Origin of the sequence: Clostridium felsineum DSM 794 (assembly GCF_002006355.2) — a bacterium.
GTDB lineage: Bacteria > Bacillota > Clostridia > Clostridiales > Clostridiaceae > Clostridium_S > Clostridium_S felsineum.
Window position 1 is genome coordinate 3,477,517 of the sequence record NZ_CP096980.1, and the last position, 17,570, is coordinate 3,495,086.

The 17,570-nt window shown below is 32.5% G+C and carries 12 protein-coding genes; 1 reads left to right on the top strand and 11 read right to left on the bottom strand.

Features of this window, described 5'->3' with window-relative positions; translation table 11 throughout:
- Positions 1-55: 55 nt before the first annotated feature.
- From CLFE_RS16485 to CLFE_RS16510, 6 genes are all read right to left on the bottom strand, one after another.
- Positions 56-1,528 (bottom strand): L-fucose/L-arabinose isomerase family protein, encoded by a 1,473-nt coding sequence (locus tag CLFE_RS16485; RefSeq protein ID WP_077852186.1) that lies wholly within the window; start codon positions 1,526-1,528, stop codon positions 56-58.
- Positions 1,529-1,555: 27 nt separating this feature from the next.
- Positions 1,556-2,179 carry a DUF4867 family protein gene (locus CLFE_RS16490; RefSeq protein ID WP_077895237.1) on the bottom strand — a complete coding sequence of 208 codons (624 nt, stop codon included), beginning with the start codon at positions 2,177-2,179 and terminating at the stop codon, positions 1,556-1,558.
- 31 nt (positions 2,180-2,210) lie between these two features.
- Positions 2,211-2,858, bottom strand: coding sequence for a fructose-6-phosphate aldolase (gene fsa, locus CLFE_RS16495; protein WP_077895238.1), 648 nt, complete (start codon positions 2,856-2,858; stop codon positions 2,211-2,213).
- A gap of 273 nt (positions 2,859-3,131) precedes the next feature.
- The gene (locus tag CLFE_RS16500) at positions 3,132-3,968 is read right to left on the bottom strand and encodes an MBL fold metallo-hydrolase (RefSeq protein ID WP_077895239.1); all 837 of its coding nucleotides are present in this window, start codon (positions 3,966-3,968) and stop codon (positions 3,132-3,134) included.
- A 13-nt stretch (positions 3,969-3,981) separates the two neighbouring features.
- Positions 3,982-6,867 (bottom strand): alpha-L-rhamnosidase, encoded by a 2,886-nt coding sequence (locus CLFE_RS16505; protein ID WP_077895240.1) that lies wholly within the window; start codon positions 6,865-6,867, stop codon positions 3,982-3,984.
- Positions 6,868-7,084: 217 nt separating this feature from the next.
- A complete protein-coding gene (locus tag CLFE_RS16510; protein ID WP_077895241.1) occupies positions 7,085-8,449 on the bottom strand; it encodes an MFS transporter in 1,365 nt (454 codons plus the stop codon).
- Between the two features lie 252 nt (positions 8,450-8,701).
- On the opposite strand from CLFE_RS16510, the gene CLFE_RS16515 reads away from it, so the two are divergent.
- Complete coding sequence (locus CLFE_RS16515) at positions 8,702-9,769, top strand: AraC family transcriptional regulator (RefSeq protein WP_077895242.1); 1,068 nt, start codon at positions 8,702-8,704, stop codon at positions 9,767-9,769.
- A 62-nt stretch (positions 9,770-9,831) separates the two neighbouring features.
- Here CLFE_RS16515 and CLFE_RS16520 read toward each other — a convergent pair whose 3' ends face one another.
- The 5 genes from CLFE_RS16520 to CLFE_RS16545 form a co-directional block, all read right to left on the bottom strand.
- A complete protein-coding gene (locus CLFE_RS16520; protein ID WP_077835523.1) occupies positions 9,832-10,773 on the bottom strand; it encodes an ROK family glucokinase in 942 nt (313 codons plus the stop codon).
- Positions 10,774-11,130: 357 nt separating this feature from the next.
- A complete protein-coding gene (locus tag CLFE_RS16525; RefSeq protein WP_077835522.1) occupies positions 11,131-11,637 on the bottom strand; it encodes a DUF1097 domain-containing protein in 507 nt (168 codons plus the stop codon).
- A complete protein-coding gene (locus tag CLFE_RS16530; protein ID WP_077895243.1) occupies positions 11,637-12,422 on the bottom strand; it encodes a DAPG hydrolase family protein in 786 nt (261 codons plus the stop codon). Before CLFE_RS16530 ends, CLFE_RS16525 begins: the two co-directional genes overlap by 1 nt.
- 2 nt (positions 12,423-12,424) lie before the next feature.
- Entirely contained in the window at positions 12,425-15,205 is a 2,781-nt protein-coding gene (locus CLFE_RS24395; protein ID WP_349497221.1) for an FAD-dependent oxidoreductase, read from the bottom strand.
- Entirely contained in the window at positions 15,195-17,327 is a 2,133-nt protein-coding gene (locus CLFE_RS16545) for an FAD-dependent oxidoreductase (RefSeq protein WP_077895244.1), read from the bottom strand. Before CLFE_RS16545 ends, CLFE_RS24395 begins: the two co-directional genes overlap by 11 nt.
- Between the last annotated feature and the right edge of the window lie 243 nt (positions 17,328-17,570).

Genomic DNA, 17,570 nt, shown 5'->3' on the forward strand with positions numbered 1-17,570 from the left:
AAAGCTAGGCACCAAATAAAGTACCTAGCTTACCTACTAATTTATTTTAACAGTATCATTCAAAAGGATTTTCTGTTTTATAAAGCATTCCCTTAGGTCTATTAAAGCCAACTTCTTTAACTCCCAAATATCTAAACAAGTTGTACATAGCTTTTCCAAAGTGTCCAAATGCAACTGCTCCATGGTGTGGAAATCTATTTTCAACTAATACATGACGATAAAATCTTCCCATTTCAGGAATTGCAAACACTCCAATTGACCCAAAGGAGCGTGTTGCAACTGGTAAAACTTCTCCTTCTGCTACATATGCTGTTAATTCTGAATTTGCATTGCTTTGTAATCTAAAGAAGGTAATATCACCTGGAACTATGTCCCCTTCAATTGTTCCCCTTGTTATATTTGGTTCTTGATTTGGCTCTAATGCCCTTGCCATAATCTTTTGATTTCTCATAGTAGGTTTTTGTAGTTTACATGCTGCTGTATTACCACAATGGAAGCCCATGAAAGTATCTTTTAAAGTATACTTAAACTTATCTTTAATATCTTTTTCATACATATCCTTTGGTACTGTGTTATTTATATCAAGTAATGTTACAACATCTTCACTTACACAAGTTCCAATGTACTCACTTAAAGCTCCATATATATCAACCTCACAAGATACTGGAATACCTCTAGCAGTTAATCTACTGTTTACATAACAAGGAACACATCCAAATTGTGTTTGGAAGGCTGGCCAACATTTATTAGCAAATACTACATATTCTCTTGAACCTTTATGTGCTTCTGCCCAATCCAATAATGTAAGTTCATATTGTGCAAGCTTTGGCAAAATTCCTGGCATTTTGTTGCCTTCACCTAGTTCTTTCTCCATGTCTTTTACTACTTCTGGTATTCTTGCATCATTTTCATGCTCATTAAAAGAAGCAAACAAATCAAGCTCTGAGTTTTCTTCTATTTCAACACCTAAGTTATATAATTGCTTTATTGGTGCATTACAAGCTAAGAAGTCTTGGGGCCTTGGACCAAATGAAATAATTTTTAGGTTTTTAAGTCCAAGTAAAGCTTTAGCTACTGGAACGAAGTCAGAAATCATATCTGAAACTTCTTTAGCATCTCCTACTGGATACTCTGGAATGTAAGCTTTTATATTACGAAGTGCTAAATTGTAACTTGCATTTAACATTCCACAATATGCATCTCCACGTCCATCAGATAAGTTATCTCCACTTTCTTCTGATGCGGCTGCAAACATTACTGGTCCATCAAATTCCTTAGCAATTAACGTTTCTGAACTTTCAGGTCCAAAATTTCCAAGATATACAACAAGTGCATTTACTCCAGCTTCTTTAACCTCAGCTACAGCTTTTTTCATATCTATTTCATTTTCTACAGTTGTTAAACATTCGAAAATTTCTCCTTCATATGCTTCAACTACTGCTTTTCTTCTATTAGCTGATAACTCCATTGGAAAACAGTCTCTGCTTACTGCAATGATTCCTAATTTTATTTTTGGTATATTATTCATTTTTAATTCCCCCATATAATTATAATTTTATTTTACTGAAATATTTTCTCCTACTAAGCCTATAAATGCTCCATCTTTGTCTAGTCCAGAATCTTTATGTGCAATTAACCATTTATTTTTAGCAAAGAGAAGTGCATCTTCTTCTACCTTTTCAAATTTATTTTCTAAAGATAGATTTGTATCCTTTGGTAAAACTACAACACATCTAAATCCATCTTCTTTACAATTACAAGGCGCATAGTGAAGTGTTGTTGCATAAACTTCAATTATAGTGCCAGCTGGAACCTTAAAGGCTTCAATTTTAGAGGTATCATAAGAATAATCATCCTCTATATCCTTCTCTAGACCTAAAAGAAGTATAAGATCTGTCACTGCTATATTTATTTCAGAAGAGCGGTGGTACTCAACTGCATTTAACAAATAGTTGTTACCATTACAATATCCTATTTGTATTGGAAGTTCACCATACTCTCTGTCTCTTAAATCCTTTGCAATTTTTAAGTCTTCGAGCTCTTTAATTGATGGTTCATATATTACATCACCCGGTAGAGGTGTATTTTTCATTTTCTCTATTATTTCAGAGCAATCGTAATTTTTTAGAATCCTACCATATTTTTTAAATTCCTTATCCATAACAGTTCTAATTGTCATATCCTTCACTCCCCACTTAAATTTAATTAACCTATTTTCCAAATGCTTCTTGCCAATCTTTTTTGAATTTTTGTAGTCCTTCTTTTGTTAATGGATGATTTAGCATTTGCATAACTATTTTATAAGGCACTGTTGCTATATTAGCTCCTGCCTTTGCTGCTTCAATTACATGAATTGGAGTTCTTATGCTTGCTGCTATTATTTCTGTCTCTATTCCATGTATTTCAAAGATTTCAGCAATATCACGAACTAAATCCATGCCAACCATTGATATGTCATCTATTCTCCCTAAAAATGGACTTACATAAGTTGCACCTGCATTTGCAGCAAGTAAAGCTTGTGCTGCTGAAAATATTAAAGTTACATTTGTTCTAATTCCTTCTTTTTTAAGAACCTTAACAGCCTTAAGACCTTCCTTTGTCATTGGAATTTTTACAATCATATTTTTATGAATTGCTGCTATTTCGCGTCCTTCCTTTATCATGCCTTCGGAATCTTCACTAACAACTTCACCGCTTATAGGTCCATCAACTATTTCTGTAATTTCTTTTATAACCTCTTTAAAATCTCTTCCTTCTTTAGCTATCAAGGATGGATTTGTTGTAACTCCACATATTACCCCCATTTCATTTGCTTCTCTAATATGATCTACGTTTGCTGTGTCTAAAAAAAATTTCATTCTTACCATCTCCCTTAACCTTTCACAAATATGTTTATAAAACAGCTTTAATAAGCTTGTAAATCACTGGGCATTTCCTTGTAAAAACTTATTTAAGTATCCAATATACTTTTTAAACTACTTTTTAAATGTCCTTTAATAAGTCTATTTTACTGCCCTTTCCATATATAGTCAATAGGCTTGTGTAAACTTTTTCAAAAAATTTATTTTTATAATAGAACATAACGGTAATGTGTATAAATTTCTTTATAAAAACATTACCGTTATTAATTATTAAATATCTACTTTTTCTTTTGAATAAATAATATTGCCAACACCTTTATCCACACGTTTAAACTTAGAATCTATTTCTTTTGCAATATACGCTCTTTGTCCCATGAAATCAAAGGGTATATCTTCACTTTTTCCTGCTTTAATATCTTCACATAACTTAATAATGTTTTCTAATAATTCTTTAGGTGCATCTCCAGTTCCATGTGAAAGAAATATTTTATCAAACTTACCTTTTGTTTTTTCTAACAAAGCATTCATTGATTTTTCATAACTAGTTAAACCTAGTGAATTTTCATCAAATATAAAGGTGGCTTGATTCGCCGCATCTCCTGTCATTAAAATCCTTTCTTCTTTAAAAAGAATTGCTATCTGACCAGGAGTATGTCCAGCTGCCCCATAAATTTCAAGAGTTACTCCCCCAAGTTCAAATAATACGTCTTCTTTTAAATCCTTATAATTTATTGGTGACTTTGTTTTTACATAATCGCTTTCTTTTATAGCTTCAAAAGCTTCATATTGGCTTTGAATATAACCTTTACGTACCTCTAAATTATTATGTTCAATGTAAATCTGATCATCAGCATGATTCATATACACCTCATAAAAATTTGGTGCACCAGAAGCATGATCTACATGTCCATGCGTTAAAATCACTATAATCGGTTTTTTAGTAAGATTTCTTACATATTCTTTTAAATCCCCAACTCCAATTCCAGTATCTATAAGTGCTGCCCTTTCACTTCCTTCAACTAGATACATAATTTCACCTGTTAAGCCAAAAATTCTTGTAATGTTTTTTGTAATCCTTTGAGATTTAAAATAATTAACTTCTTCCATACTATTCCTCCATTTAAACTTTCGCCTTACACTTACTTAATTCTTTTGCTAACGCATCAATTTCTTTACCACTTAAAAGAGATAATGGTCCCAAAATAGGATTAGCTGTAAGTGGCCTATTCCAAGATAAATCAAGTAACTCAGGAATTTGTTTGATATTATCAAGCTGTGAACCTATATATTTACGAAGAACTGCTATCCCCTCTTCAGTTTGAAGTACATCTTTAAGTGAACTATTTATATTTAATCGAGGACAATAATCTTTTGTAGGTTTATAAATAACCTCTATTTTACCCGCCTCTACTTTTAATACTACCTTGCCATCTTTCTCTTCAATATTTAAAGGTTTTTCACCTATAATTTTAATATCTTGAAGTTTAGCATCAGGAAGAACTATCTCTGCCTCACAATTAAATGGTATTTGAAACTTGTACTTTATTTTGTAGTTTTCAACAAACTGCCAACCACTTACATATAAGCCCGATGCCGAATTATAGCTTATAAATGCATTTTTTAAATAGCCAAATGGTTGAGGTTTTATAAGTGCTTTTTTAAATCCAGGCTTATTGAAAACCGGATTTAGTCCACACACATCTCTAGCAATCCATTCTACTACTGAACCGTAGGCATAATGATTCATACTATTCATACCAGTGCTGCTAACAGAACCATATTCATTTACTGAGTTCCAACGTTCCCATATTGTAGTGGCTCCCATATCAACGCTGTAAAGCCAACTTGGAAAATCATCATTAATTAGTAATTTATAAGCTAAATTATTTGCCCCCACACTTGAGAGAGCTCTACATATATAAGGTGTTCCTACAAAGCCTGTATCTAAGTGAGTTCCCTTATTTATAATTTTAGTTTTTAATGCCTCCCCTACTCTCGTTCTCATTTCTTCAGGGACTAAATCCATAAATAAAGCTAATACATGTGCTGTTTGAGTATCAACAGAAATTTTTCCGTTTGGAGTAACATACTCCTTGCAAAAGGCTTCTTTAATCTCTCCTTGAAGTTTTCTGTAATATGCTGCATCTTCTTTTTTATCTAATGCTTCTGCAGCATCTGCCGTTAATTTTACAGAATAATAGTAATATGCACTTGCCACATAATACTGATCTGTTCCCCCATTAAACATATCTGTTGTATCAGGATTATCCAATGCAAGCCAATCTGCTATATGTGAACCTGTTTGCCATAGTCGTTTTCCTCCATCAGCATCATCCTGCCTCTTAACATAATTTACCCAATCTTTCATAGCTGCATAGTGCTTCTCTAGCATAGCTCTATCTCCAAAATATAAATAGGTTGTCCATGGAAGAATAGTTGCCACATCACTCCAAGCACAAGAACCATGACCAGTTCCTACTTCCCTTTGATTTCTTACCCTAGGAACAATTACAGGGACTGAGCCATCTATAAGCTTTTGTTCTTCCCTAAGATCTTTCATGTATTTATTATAAAACGCTGCTGTATTTGTAAAAAAGCTTGCAGTTCCAGAAAACACCTCTGTGTCACCAGTCCAGCCTAAACGCTCATCTCTTTGAGGACAATCTGTTGGAATATCAACAAAGTTACTTTTCTGTCCCCACTTTGCATTAAGAATAAGCTTATTTACCCTTTTATCAGAGGTTTTAATTTCTCCTATTTCATCCATATGTGAATAAATAGCATAAGCAGTAAAATCATCTGGATTAACTTCAATTCCTTGTACCTTTACATACCTAAAACCATAATAGGTAAAATGCGGTCTTACATGTGCCCTTTTTCCATTAGATATATATTCATATTCTGCTTTTGCACTCCTTAAATTTTCCCTATAAAAACAACCTTCTTGAAGTAATTCTCCATATTGTAATAAAACCTTAGTACCCTTAGGCGCATCTATATAAAACTCTACCCACCCCGCCATGTTTTGTCCAAAATCAATAACGGTTTCTCCCTTTGAAGTGTGAATAACTTCTTTAGGTTTAAATACTTCATGCTTTATAATTGGAGGATTTAAACGCTCTGTCATGTCTCCAAGCTTTAGTTCTACAGGTTTTACAGGAACCCAGTTAGTATCTATAAAATTTCCCTGTGACCAATTTTTTATTTCTTTGTTTGCATCGTAGTGCTCTCCGTCATAAATACTACTTTCGGAAACTGGACCTGCATGAGCCTTCCAGCTTTCATCTGTTGCTATAATTATTTTACTTCCATCCTCCTTAGTTATAACAAGTTCACACAAAAGAGCCATTCTATCTCCATAGGTATTTTCTTGTCCACCAAGTCCAAAACGACCTGAAAACCATCCTTTTCCAAGCATTGCTCCAATAGCATTATTCCCAGCCTTTATATATTTCGTTACATCGAAGGTTTGATACTGCATCCAACAATCGTAAACAAAATAACCTGGAAGAAGATATTCTTCTGAAACCTTTTCACCATTTATCTCCATCTCATAAATTCCTGCTGCTGATGCATAAACTCTAGCTGATTTTATATTGCCATCTATTACAAAATCCTTTCTAATATATGGATGAATATCTTTATCTAAATCAGGTGTTATCCAAATACCTGTCCAAGACTTATTAAGCCTTCCTGTTTCAAAAAAAGCAATTTCACTTTCTGCCTTTTCTCTATTATCACCAATAACCTTTACCTTCCAGTAATAGCGAGTACACGCCTCTAGTTTAATATCAGGTCTAAAACATAAGTTATCTATATGTTTACATTTTCCACTATTATATATTATTGATTCTGAAGAAAAACTATGGTTAGTACTAATAATAACTTCTGCATTTTCTTGCTTTTTTGCTTTCGTGTCACAAACAATCCACGAAAGGCTTAATTCACTTATATCCCATCCAATAGGATTTTTAAAATGATTAGTTCTTAATTTAACTATTTTCATAATTAACCTTCCATTTCTATTATTTAAACTTAATATGGTTTTTTAGCTCCTATATACTTTAAATTATCCTTTTATGTAAACATTTTAGCATTTTAAATATTTACACTTAATAACTGATTCAAATACATTAATTAACTTAAATAAAGATAAATATAACCAAGTACCTTTTTATTTTTAATTTTTATAATAAAAGCACTTGGTCGTATAAACTTTAACTTTATCTCTTGTGTAAATCTTCTATAATTTCATCAAATTTCTTTGCATCTAAGTTATAAAATAACATAAACACTACTGCAACTATAGAAAGTATTGAACCTGCTACATTATATAAGAAGGATATGCCTTTAACCGCCGAAGCTGATTGTGCTATATTAGGAACATATCCAATAGCCACTAAAGCAACTCCTGCTATATATCCAGCTATACCTGAAGAAGCTTTTTGGCAGAATATAAATGTTGAACTTATTATACCCTCTGTACGAATACCAAACTTCCATTGTGCATAATCAACTGTATCAGGAAGCATTCCCCATATAGATGGTAGGAATAACCCTGAACCAATTGCTGAAATAAATGTAACAATATATATCATTGTTATATTACTAAACCCAACAAAGTATTGACATGTATTCGTAACTGCTACAATAATCATTCCTAAAATTAATGTGTTTTTCTTACCTAATTTGCCTATTACAGCTGGGACTATAAGGATTGTTAACACAAGTGGAAGCATTGAGAGAAGTCCTATAGTTGGTATTAAATCCGGTCTTTTAACATCATATATTAAATAGTACATTTGAACATTATTTCTAATTGTAAAGCCTGACATAAAGAATACAAATGTACCTACTAATAACAATAAATATTTATTTCTTATCAAGCTTGGAATTGCTTCTTTTAGTTTTAATTCTTCTTGCTTTTCTACAACTATTCTTTCTCTTACCTTTAAAATCCAGAATAAAAATAATACTGCCGCAATTATACCGAATATAATCATTGTAAAGAAAAATCCTTTAGCTTGATTTTTTCCACCGAGCTTTGACACTATTGGCATCATTCCAACTGCAACTATCATCATTCCCGCCATCCCTAGAAACTGAGAATAGTTGTTAATTTTAACTCTTTCCATTGGTTCTTGAGTCATCGCTGGTTGTATTGCAGTAGAAGGTAGCGTTGTTAATGTTGTAGTTATCATAAAAAGTATATAAGTCACATAAGCATATACTACTTTAGCTGTTCCAGTAAAACCAGGTACCGTAAAACACAAAACTCCAAGTACACAAAATGGTATAAAGCCAAGCATTACCCAAGGTCTAAATTTTCCCCATTTGGTTTTTGTGCGATCGATTACATATCCCATAGTAAAGTCAACTACAGCATCCACTATTCTTGCAACCAAAAACAAAGTTCCTGCAGCTATTGCACTTATTTTAAATATATCTGTATAAAAAAACATTAAGTACATGCCCACTGCCTGCAGCACCAAATTAGCTGCAAAGGCTCCTCCGCCTACTGCTAATTTTTCACTGAATGGTATTTTTACTTTTCCATCAAATGCTTTATCTACTGCTACTGTTTTCATAAAATTTTCTTCCTTTCATCCTCTTTATTTTAACCTACAAGAAATTATAATATCGTTTTCAAACAACTGTGCTCAAGAACCTTCGAAAAGCTTTTCATGTAAACATTTTAACATGTCCTATTCTTGTATATAATAACTAATTCAAATGCATTAATTAACTAAAACAAATGTTATACAAAAAAATTTGATTTTGTTTTTTGCTTATGATAAATTAACTATTATACTTAAATTTTTATGATAAAGAGGGATATTATGAATTCTTCTAAATTAGATAACTTTTTACGTGAACATACCTTTTATGAAAAGTTTTTATTAAGCAAAGTAAATTTTAATGATACAAATTCCTTGCGTGGTTTCATAAAAAACACTAGCTTTGATGAAAATATTATGAGAAAATTTCTTATTTTTGATGCAGAATCTGTTGAGACATTTTTGTCTAATCCCACAAGACCACTTAATAATAAAACCATACTTAATATGACAGATGATATTACCTTTGTATGTCATCCTCGTTTTGTTAAAACACCAGAACATCATCACAATTATGTTGAAATGATTTATGTTTATTCAGGTGAGCTTCATCAAATAGTAAATGGTGAAAAGATTTGTATGAAAAGAGGTGAAATTTGTATATTAGATACAAATGTATTACATTCAATTGATAAGACTTCTGAAAACGATATTATTATAAATTGTATTATGAGTAAAAAATATTTAGATGATATTTTAATCAGCCGCTTGTCTCAAAATGATTTACTTTCAAGCTTCTTTATTCATGCGATCTACCAAAGTGAAGATTATAATGATTATATCCTTTTTAAATCTAGTGAATCTAAAGAAGTGCCTAAGCTAATGCAAACAATTCTTTGTGAATATTTTGATAAGCGCCTTTGTTCAAATGAAATTATAAATAGCTACATGATAATAATTCTTTGTGAGCTTCTTCGAATAATTGAAAAGCAAACAAACTCTGAAAATTATACATTACTAAAAAACACAAAAATAACAGATATAATTATCTATATACAAAATAACTGTGAAACTGCAACCTTAGCTTCTGTTGCTGAACGTTTTCATTTTCATCCTAACTATTTAAATTCAGTAATAAAAAAGTTCAAGGGAAATAACTTTACTTTTATACTACAAGAAGCCAAATTAAAAAAAGCCTGTTTTCTTTTAAAAAATTCAGACCTTCCAGTAATAGAAATCGCTAAAAATATAGGCTATGAAAATATAAGCTTTTTCTATAAAATATTCAAAAAAGTTTATGGATGTACCCCAGCTGAATATAAAAAAATAAATTTGCCTTATAAAAAATAGTCTATATCAAAAAAGATGATTTTCACTTAACGCAAAAATCATCTTCTTATCATTATAAAAATTTATATATTTAATGCCAATTTTACTCCACCATAAATTCCTGCATCATTTCCAAGCTTTGCAAGTTCGAATTTTGTGTTTTCACATGCATGAAATGCTTTTTCAATGAAGTTCTTTCTTATTACATCTATTAAAATATCTCCTGCTTTAGATACTCCACCACCTATAACAAAAACCTCTGGATCACTTACACAAGCAACGGTTGCTAGTGCATGACCTAATTTTTTTCCTAAGGCTTCAACAAGTTCACAGGCCAACTTATCTCCTTTTTTAGCAGCATCGAATATATCCTTAGACGTAACTTCACTAAGGTCTCTTAATGAAGAAGGAGTATCAACACTTTGTAAAAGTTTTTTTCCTTCCCTTACAATTCCGTTAGCCGATGCATACTGCTCAAGGCATCCAGTTTTTCCACATCCACAAACTGCTGTTTCGTTTTCCTCTACTTTGATATGTCCTATTTCTCCACCTGCACCATTTGTTCCTGCAATTATATTTCCATTTATTATGATTCCACCACCTACTCCTGTTCCAAGTGTAACCATTACAACATTTTTATATCCTTTTCCTCCGCCTTGCCACATTTCACCTAAAGCTGCTATGTTAGCATCATTACCTGCTTTTACTGGAAGGTCAATTAATTTACTTAAGGTTTCTTCTACGTTAAATACTCCCCAACCCAAATTAACACACTTTAAAACGGTTCCATCACCGGAAACAGGACCTGGTACTCCTACTCCTACCCCTATTACATCATTTCTATGAATCGTCTTTTCCTTCATTTTACCTTTTATTGCCTCTGCTATATCCTTTAAAATATGTTTACCGTTTTCATCCTTTCTAGTAGGTATTTCCCACTTATCAAGCAAGGTTCCATCAACCTTGAATAAACCCATCTTTACTGTAGTTCCTCCAATGTCTATTCCAAATCCATATGTTCTCATTTAATATTTTTCCTCCCACCTATATAATTTTAATTAGCAAATTGCTATTTGATTTTTTAAAATCTCCATGTTTATAGGAACTTTACGAAAACCAAATAGTAGATTCAATTTGAAATTTGTATATTTTCCTTCAAAGCAAACTAATTTATAATTTCATATCATATATTTCATTAATTACGTTAGCTTTTGTTTAGAAATTCAAAAAGTATGATAAACTTCTAACAATAGTATACATATCATAGAAGTCTTTATCAACTTAATTTGTAATTTTACCTATTTTTATTTTATATTAGCCTAATCTAAAAGACAGTTCTAAAATAAATCTATGTTTAGAACTGTACTCTTAATTTAAAAAATTTAATTTTTCTTTTCAAACATCTCTTCTATTAAACCTTGAACCTTATTAACCATAACACCCACATACAAAACTCCTACAAACATGGCTATACCTATTTGAATGGGAAGTGTTCCTAATTTTCCGTATCCTACAGGCGCTAGTATTGTAAGTCCTATTGCCCAACCACACAAAAGTGATGGGCAAAAAATCCACTTTGACAATGCTGATGCTATAACTACTCCAACACCACCTAAAACAAAAAGTACTATGAATAAATTCACATCACCATTAAATGGTAAACACCTCATAATAAGAAGTGCTATTACCGCCCAAAAATCTCCCATTAAAAATCCTAATGAAATTTTAACCGCATCTTGAGTTTTATTGCCATTAGTTACATATAGACCTGCACAAATCAGTGCAACTGCTCCTGTTGTAACCCCTATATGTGGTGCTATAACTGCCCAAATTGGTGGAAACACTGCTATACAAAAAGCTAAGATTAGTATTTCTTTTTTTATTTTCACTAAAAGTTATCCTTTTCCTCTTCATATAATTTAGGAAGTATCGCTGCCAAATTTGCAAACTCTTTAATGTTATGTCCAAATAATGATTTAGGGAATATTTCAGGAATTTTTTCTCCATCAGGAATTAGCTTTATAATCTTTCCAGCTTTAAGTCCATATCCCATCCAAAATCTTGACTCAAACATAATACCACCATCTACTTTTCTACATTTGTGAGTCATAACAGCTGGCGCCTTACCTTCACCTACTGCACATACCATAGTAGAGCAACCTTTTGTACCAATTTTACTCATATCGTATCCCAAATCACTAGGTTTTTTAAAACAAAGCTTTAAAGGATCTGGTCCCATACCTATATCCTCTAGTATACTGTGATTTACTCCCCAGGTTTTCTCCCTGCAAGGCACCCTTGGATCCATTACATATTCAGGCTTATCTGCTCTAGCATAGTAATGATCCTCTTTATCCCAAATTTTATAACGTAAATCACTGCCAACTGAGTGCCAACCAAACCACCAATCAAGCATATCTGGTGTAACATCCTTCATATAAGTTGAATTGGCAACATAGCCTGCACCATTTTCTAAAACACAATACCCAACTTGAAACCCAGGTACCTCTTCCTCTAAAAACAAGTTGCGATTTTCTATTTGTAAAGCTTCCTTAGAGTCTTGTATTCCACCATTCCATATATCTAATTTTTCCTTAGGAATTTCGGCTAAATCCATATAAAAATACTTTGCATAAGGTAATTTTTTCTCTTCCTCTGTAATTTTACTTCCCATAATTATCTCTCCTCTTCTTTTATAAATTCTACTGCACTTTCACTAGCCATACGTCCTGAATTAATAGCAAATCCCATACTGTTACCTGGTAAGGTGAAATTATAGCTGTCTCCATAAATTGTATTAGCATCAGTACCAGCACTGTAAAGTCCTTCTATTGGATTAAATGCCTCGTCTAATACTTCGCAATATTTATTAATACGTACTCCTCCTATTGTTCCATAAGCACCAAGATAAAACTTTCCAACTAAGTATTTTCCTTTTCCTGTTATAAGATGTAAGTATTCTTGCTTTTTATGGAACTTAGTATCTACTCCTGTTTCACACATCTCGTTATATTCTTCAATAGTCTCTTCAAGCTTTTCTGCAGCTATCCCAAGCTTTTCTGCCAGTTCTTCTATTGTTTCTGCTTCAAAATAGGCTTCATATCCCTGTTCTACTGCTTTAGCTGCTTGTTCACTAAATGAAAGAAATGCATCGGCTGGATGAACAATATCAAATATATCTGGTCCATTTTTTTTATAATGCTTCAAAACTCCTTCATCCATAATACAATAAGCATAATTTCCTGGTTGAAGTGCAAGAGCATTTCCCGTAAATGTTGTATTTCCCATTTCTCCTTCATTCATAAATCTATCTCCAAGCTGATTTATTAAAAGATTAGGTTGACGAAGTACTGCATCTAATAAAAACCAACTCAAATTATCTGGCAGCTGATAAATTGCTTCAATATTAGCCCCATATTTTACAGCTCCTGCTTCCCACATCATTCTTAAACCATCTCCTGTGATTCCTGGAACCATGAATGGAAAAAAGTCTTGTCCCATAGTTAAACCAAATTCTTTTTTTACCATTTCTTTGTTATTTCCGAAGCCTCCAGTTGCTACAATAACGGCTTTTGCTCTGGCCTCTATAAGGGTTCCGTCACTATCTTCCGCTGTAACACCACATATCCTTCCATCTTCCTTTATTAAAGATACAACTGGTGTACCTAACAATATTTCTGCTCCAAGTTCTTTTGCTCTTTCTGTCATTATTTTAGCCATTGCACTTGCAGCACGAGGTCCAATAACACCATTTTCAGGCTTAACTATATGCCAAGTTGCTTCTGATTCCTTAAAATAACGATATGCTCCAGCAAATTCAACTCCCATATCTTCTAACCACTCAATGGTATCAGCACTTTTATTAAAATATGTTTGAACTAAATCTCCATCTACACGATAATGAGTATATTTCATATGCATATCAAGAGCTTCTTTTACGCTAATATTATTAAAATTATTTCTTTGTACTTTACTATCTATTCCAAGTGGTCCCATTCCCATATTAGCGGCTCCACCTGTTGTAGTTGATTTTTCAAAAATAATAGATTTTAAATTGTTTTCTCCTGCTGTTATAGCTGCTGCAAGTCCTGCTGGTCCTCCTGCTACAATTATTATATCTGTGTCCATTTTTTTCATAATAGTTCCCTCCTTAGGTTTCTTAACCTCTGATATTACTTTACTAGCTTCATCACTATTTTTTGCAAGTGGAATATTTATCTTAACTCTATGCCTTTTTTTATTTTTTTCCTTCTTATTTACGATTTCTTCTACCTTTTTGATTCCTTTTACTTTTATTAGCTTTGTAGGTAATTTAGGTAATTTCCCGCTCACTTTAACTATAGCTTCATTTGGACATTCACTTATACATTTACCACATTTTATGCAATCAAATTCATCAATAATAGAAATATATCCTTTTTTACCTTCAATGCAAGCTTTAGGGCATATTCCCAAACATCTTCCACAACCTTTACATTTTGCAGGATCTACATACATATTAGTAAATGCTAAACACTTGCTAGTAGGACAGTTTTTTTTCTTTATGTGCGCTTCCACTTCTGTTTTAAAAACGGATAAAGCGCTTTCTGCAGGACTTCCCGCCATTATCCCTAGACTGCAATTTCCTGAAAGCTTCATTGCCGAAACTAATTCTTCTATCATTGCAATGTCTTCTTTTTTTGACCTACTCTCTACTATGTCATCAAATATAGTATTTAATTGATATAGTCCTTCACGGCAGAAAGTGCATTTTCCACAGCTTTTCTTTCTTAATGCTTTAATATACTCCATTGTTTTTTGAACAATACATTCATCCTGAAAAATAACATGAATAACACCACTTCCATAGGAAATTTCTTTTGTAATATTGTTATTTAATACATCAATTCCATAAAAATGATGATTAATCATGACTGCTTTAACCTTTGTTTTATCTACTAAATCTATTAATTTTGTACCAAATTTAACTTCCTTAGGAACATCATTATTCACAGCTAAAATTATTTGTGGCTCTATACCTGTTATTTTGTCGGAGATGGCAGCTAAAGTTTCTAAATGAAAAATAGGCTCATCTTTGTATTCTCTCACATTCACTAACTCATTTACTTGTACTTTAAGCTTAATTCCTACAGTTTTAGCATTTGCCATAAGTTCTTCTTCATTATCATTATTTTTTAATACAAGTACTGCTTCATCTACCCCAGCTATTGTAGCCAGAATAGAAAGACCTGCTATAATGCCAGCTGGATTAGTTTTGGCTAAAATACTTAGCATTCCATCAGTATCTGCATTATTAAGTGCTCCAACTACAGCTTTACAATTAGGCTTTTCTTTTATAATATCTAAAACCTTTAAGGACTTAATTCCATAATCATAAATTTCTTGAATTAAAGACATAACTTCTGCCTTTTCAAGCTTTTCTGCCTCTACAAGTGCTTTGCTATTATTAGTTATCACTTTCTTCCACCTCCATTTCTTTATTTATTGAATAATCGCTCCAAAGTCTTGGCCCTGATATATCAAATCTAAGATCGCACTGAAGACATCTTGCTGCTTCAGAACATATGTCTCCTTTAGAAATTCCTTTATCTAAACTATTAAAATTATCTTTTCTAATTTTTGCAGGTATAATAACGCTTTTAGCACGTTTTAAATGTCCAAATCCTTCTATTCTTCCTATATTTACAGTTTCTTCAGTTGTAGATGCTAAAATTTCTGAAATATCTCCATCTCCACCAAGATATATGTCAATCTCACTAGCAGCAGCTCTTCCTGATGCAATTGCCTGAATTACAGTTTTAGTTCCATACACAGCATCTCCGCAGGCATATATTCCTTCAACATTTGTCTTGGCACTTTTCCCTATTTCAACCTTAATAGAGTTTCCACGACCTAACTCCAAGCCCGCCTCTTCACTAATTAAAGTTCTTTGGCCTACTGCAAATATAACATTATCTGCATAAATAGTGTGTTCTGATCCTTCTTCTTTTTCGATCACAGCCCTACGGTTTTCATCAAAAGAAAATTTCTTAACATTACAAAAAGTAACTCCTTCTACCTTATATTTACCAACAATTTTTTCGAAAGTTTGCCCTGAATGAACAAAAATACCTTCTTCTTCTGCCTGTGTAATCTCTTCTTCATCTGCCAGCATTACCTCTTTCTTTTCTAAACAAGCTAAATGAACTTCTTCTACTCCAAGACGTTTAGCCGTTCTTGCACAATCAAATGCAACATTTCCTCCACCTAAAACAATAACGCTTCTGCCTATACCAGTGTCTTTATTCATAGATGCTTTCCTTAAAAATTCTGTATTGACTATGACTCCTTGAAGCTCGTTTCCTTCCATAGGAAGACGAACTCCATTATGTGTTCCTATAGCCATTAATACTGCATCAAAATTCTTTAATAATTCTTTAGGCATATTTACTCTAGTATTTACTTCAACCTTAACTCCAAATTCTTTAACATAAGCTACTTCTTTATCCACAACTTCACGAGGTAAACGGTAAGCTGGAATGCCATACTGCATTTGTCCTCCAATCTTCTCGTATGCTTCTTTTAAAACCACTTCATGACCTTGTTTTGCTAAATAAAAAGCTGCTGCAAGTCCAGATGGTCCTCCTCCAACTACACAAACCTTCTTTCCTGTTTTAGAAAGCTTTTTGCTGTTTTTCTTCCATAATTCATTATTAGAATGTTCTGCTGCATATCTTTTAATATCTCGAATAGCTACAGCTTCATTTACGTCATAACGTCTACATTTGCCTTCACAAGGATGCGCACACACACGACCTAAGCATTCTGGAAAAGGAAGCTTTTCATGTATTACTGCTGTAGCTTCATCAAATTTCCCTTTCTTTGCTAAACGTAAATATCTAGGAATGTCTGTATGAACTGGACAGGTTGCTTTACATGGAATCAAGCTGTCACGTTTTTCACTTGGAGAATAATTTAACATATCTCGAATAGTTCCTGTTGGACAAACTTCTGCACAGGCTCCACAAAAACGACAATCCGAATCCTTCAATAACTTGTCATGAATAGTTCCCACATAGGTTTCCATATCTTTTTTATTGTACTGAAGAACCTTCACACCTCTTAAATCCTTACAAGCACGTACACATCTTCCACATAATACACAGCGATTCATGTCATGAATTAAAAGTGGGTTTTCTTCATTTTTCTTAAAGCCTTTAACTCTTGTTCTCATTCTTGCTGCTGATACTTCCATGTACTGTATTAATGTCTGAAGCTCACATCTACCATATTTAGGACAAGTAGAGCAATCTTCTGGATGAGCTGCAAGTATTAATTCCATTGCAAGCTTTCTTAAATGATTAATCTTTTCACTTTTAGTTCGTATGTTCAAACCTTCCTCTGTTTTAAGCTTGCAGGATGTAAAAATCCCTTCTTTGCCTTCTACTTCAACTACGCATAATCTACAAGCTCCAATATCAGGTAAGTCTTTATGATGACACAAATGTGGAATGTAAATTCCATTTTGAAGCGCCGTTTCCAAAACGTTTACACCAGCTTTAACTCTGATTTTTTTTCCATCTATTATAATGTTAACCACCTTATTTATCACTTCCTCTTTTAAATATAAAAGAATATTGTTATTCCTTTAACAATATTATATATTTTTCTTCTTACAAATACTTCCTTCTAATATTGAAAAATCATGTAAAAAAAAGCCTTTATTTTGGACATTTGTCTGAATGCAAGTATATAGAAACTATTCGTAAAAACTCCTAAGTATATTCTAATAAAAAATAATAAGCTCAAATTGAGAAATAGTTTTGTATAATACAATATCACT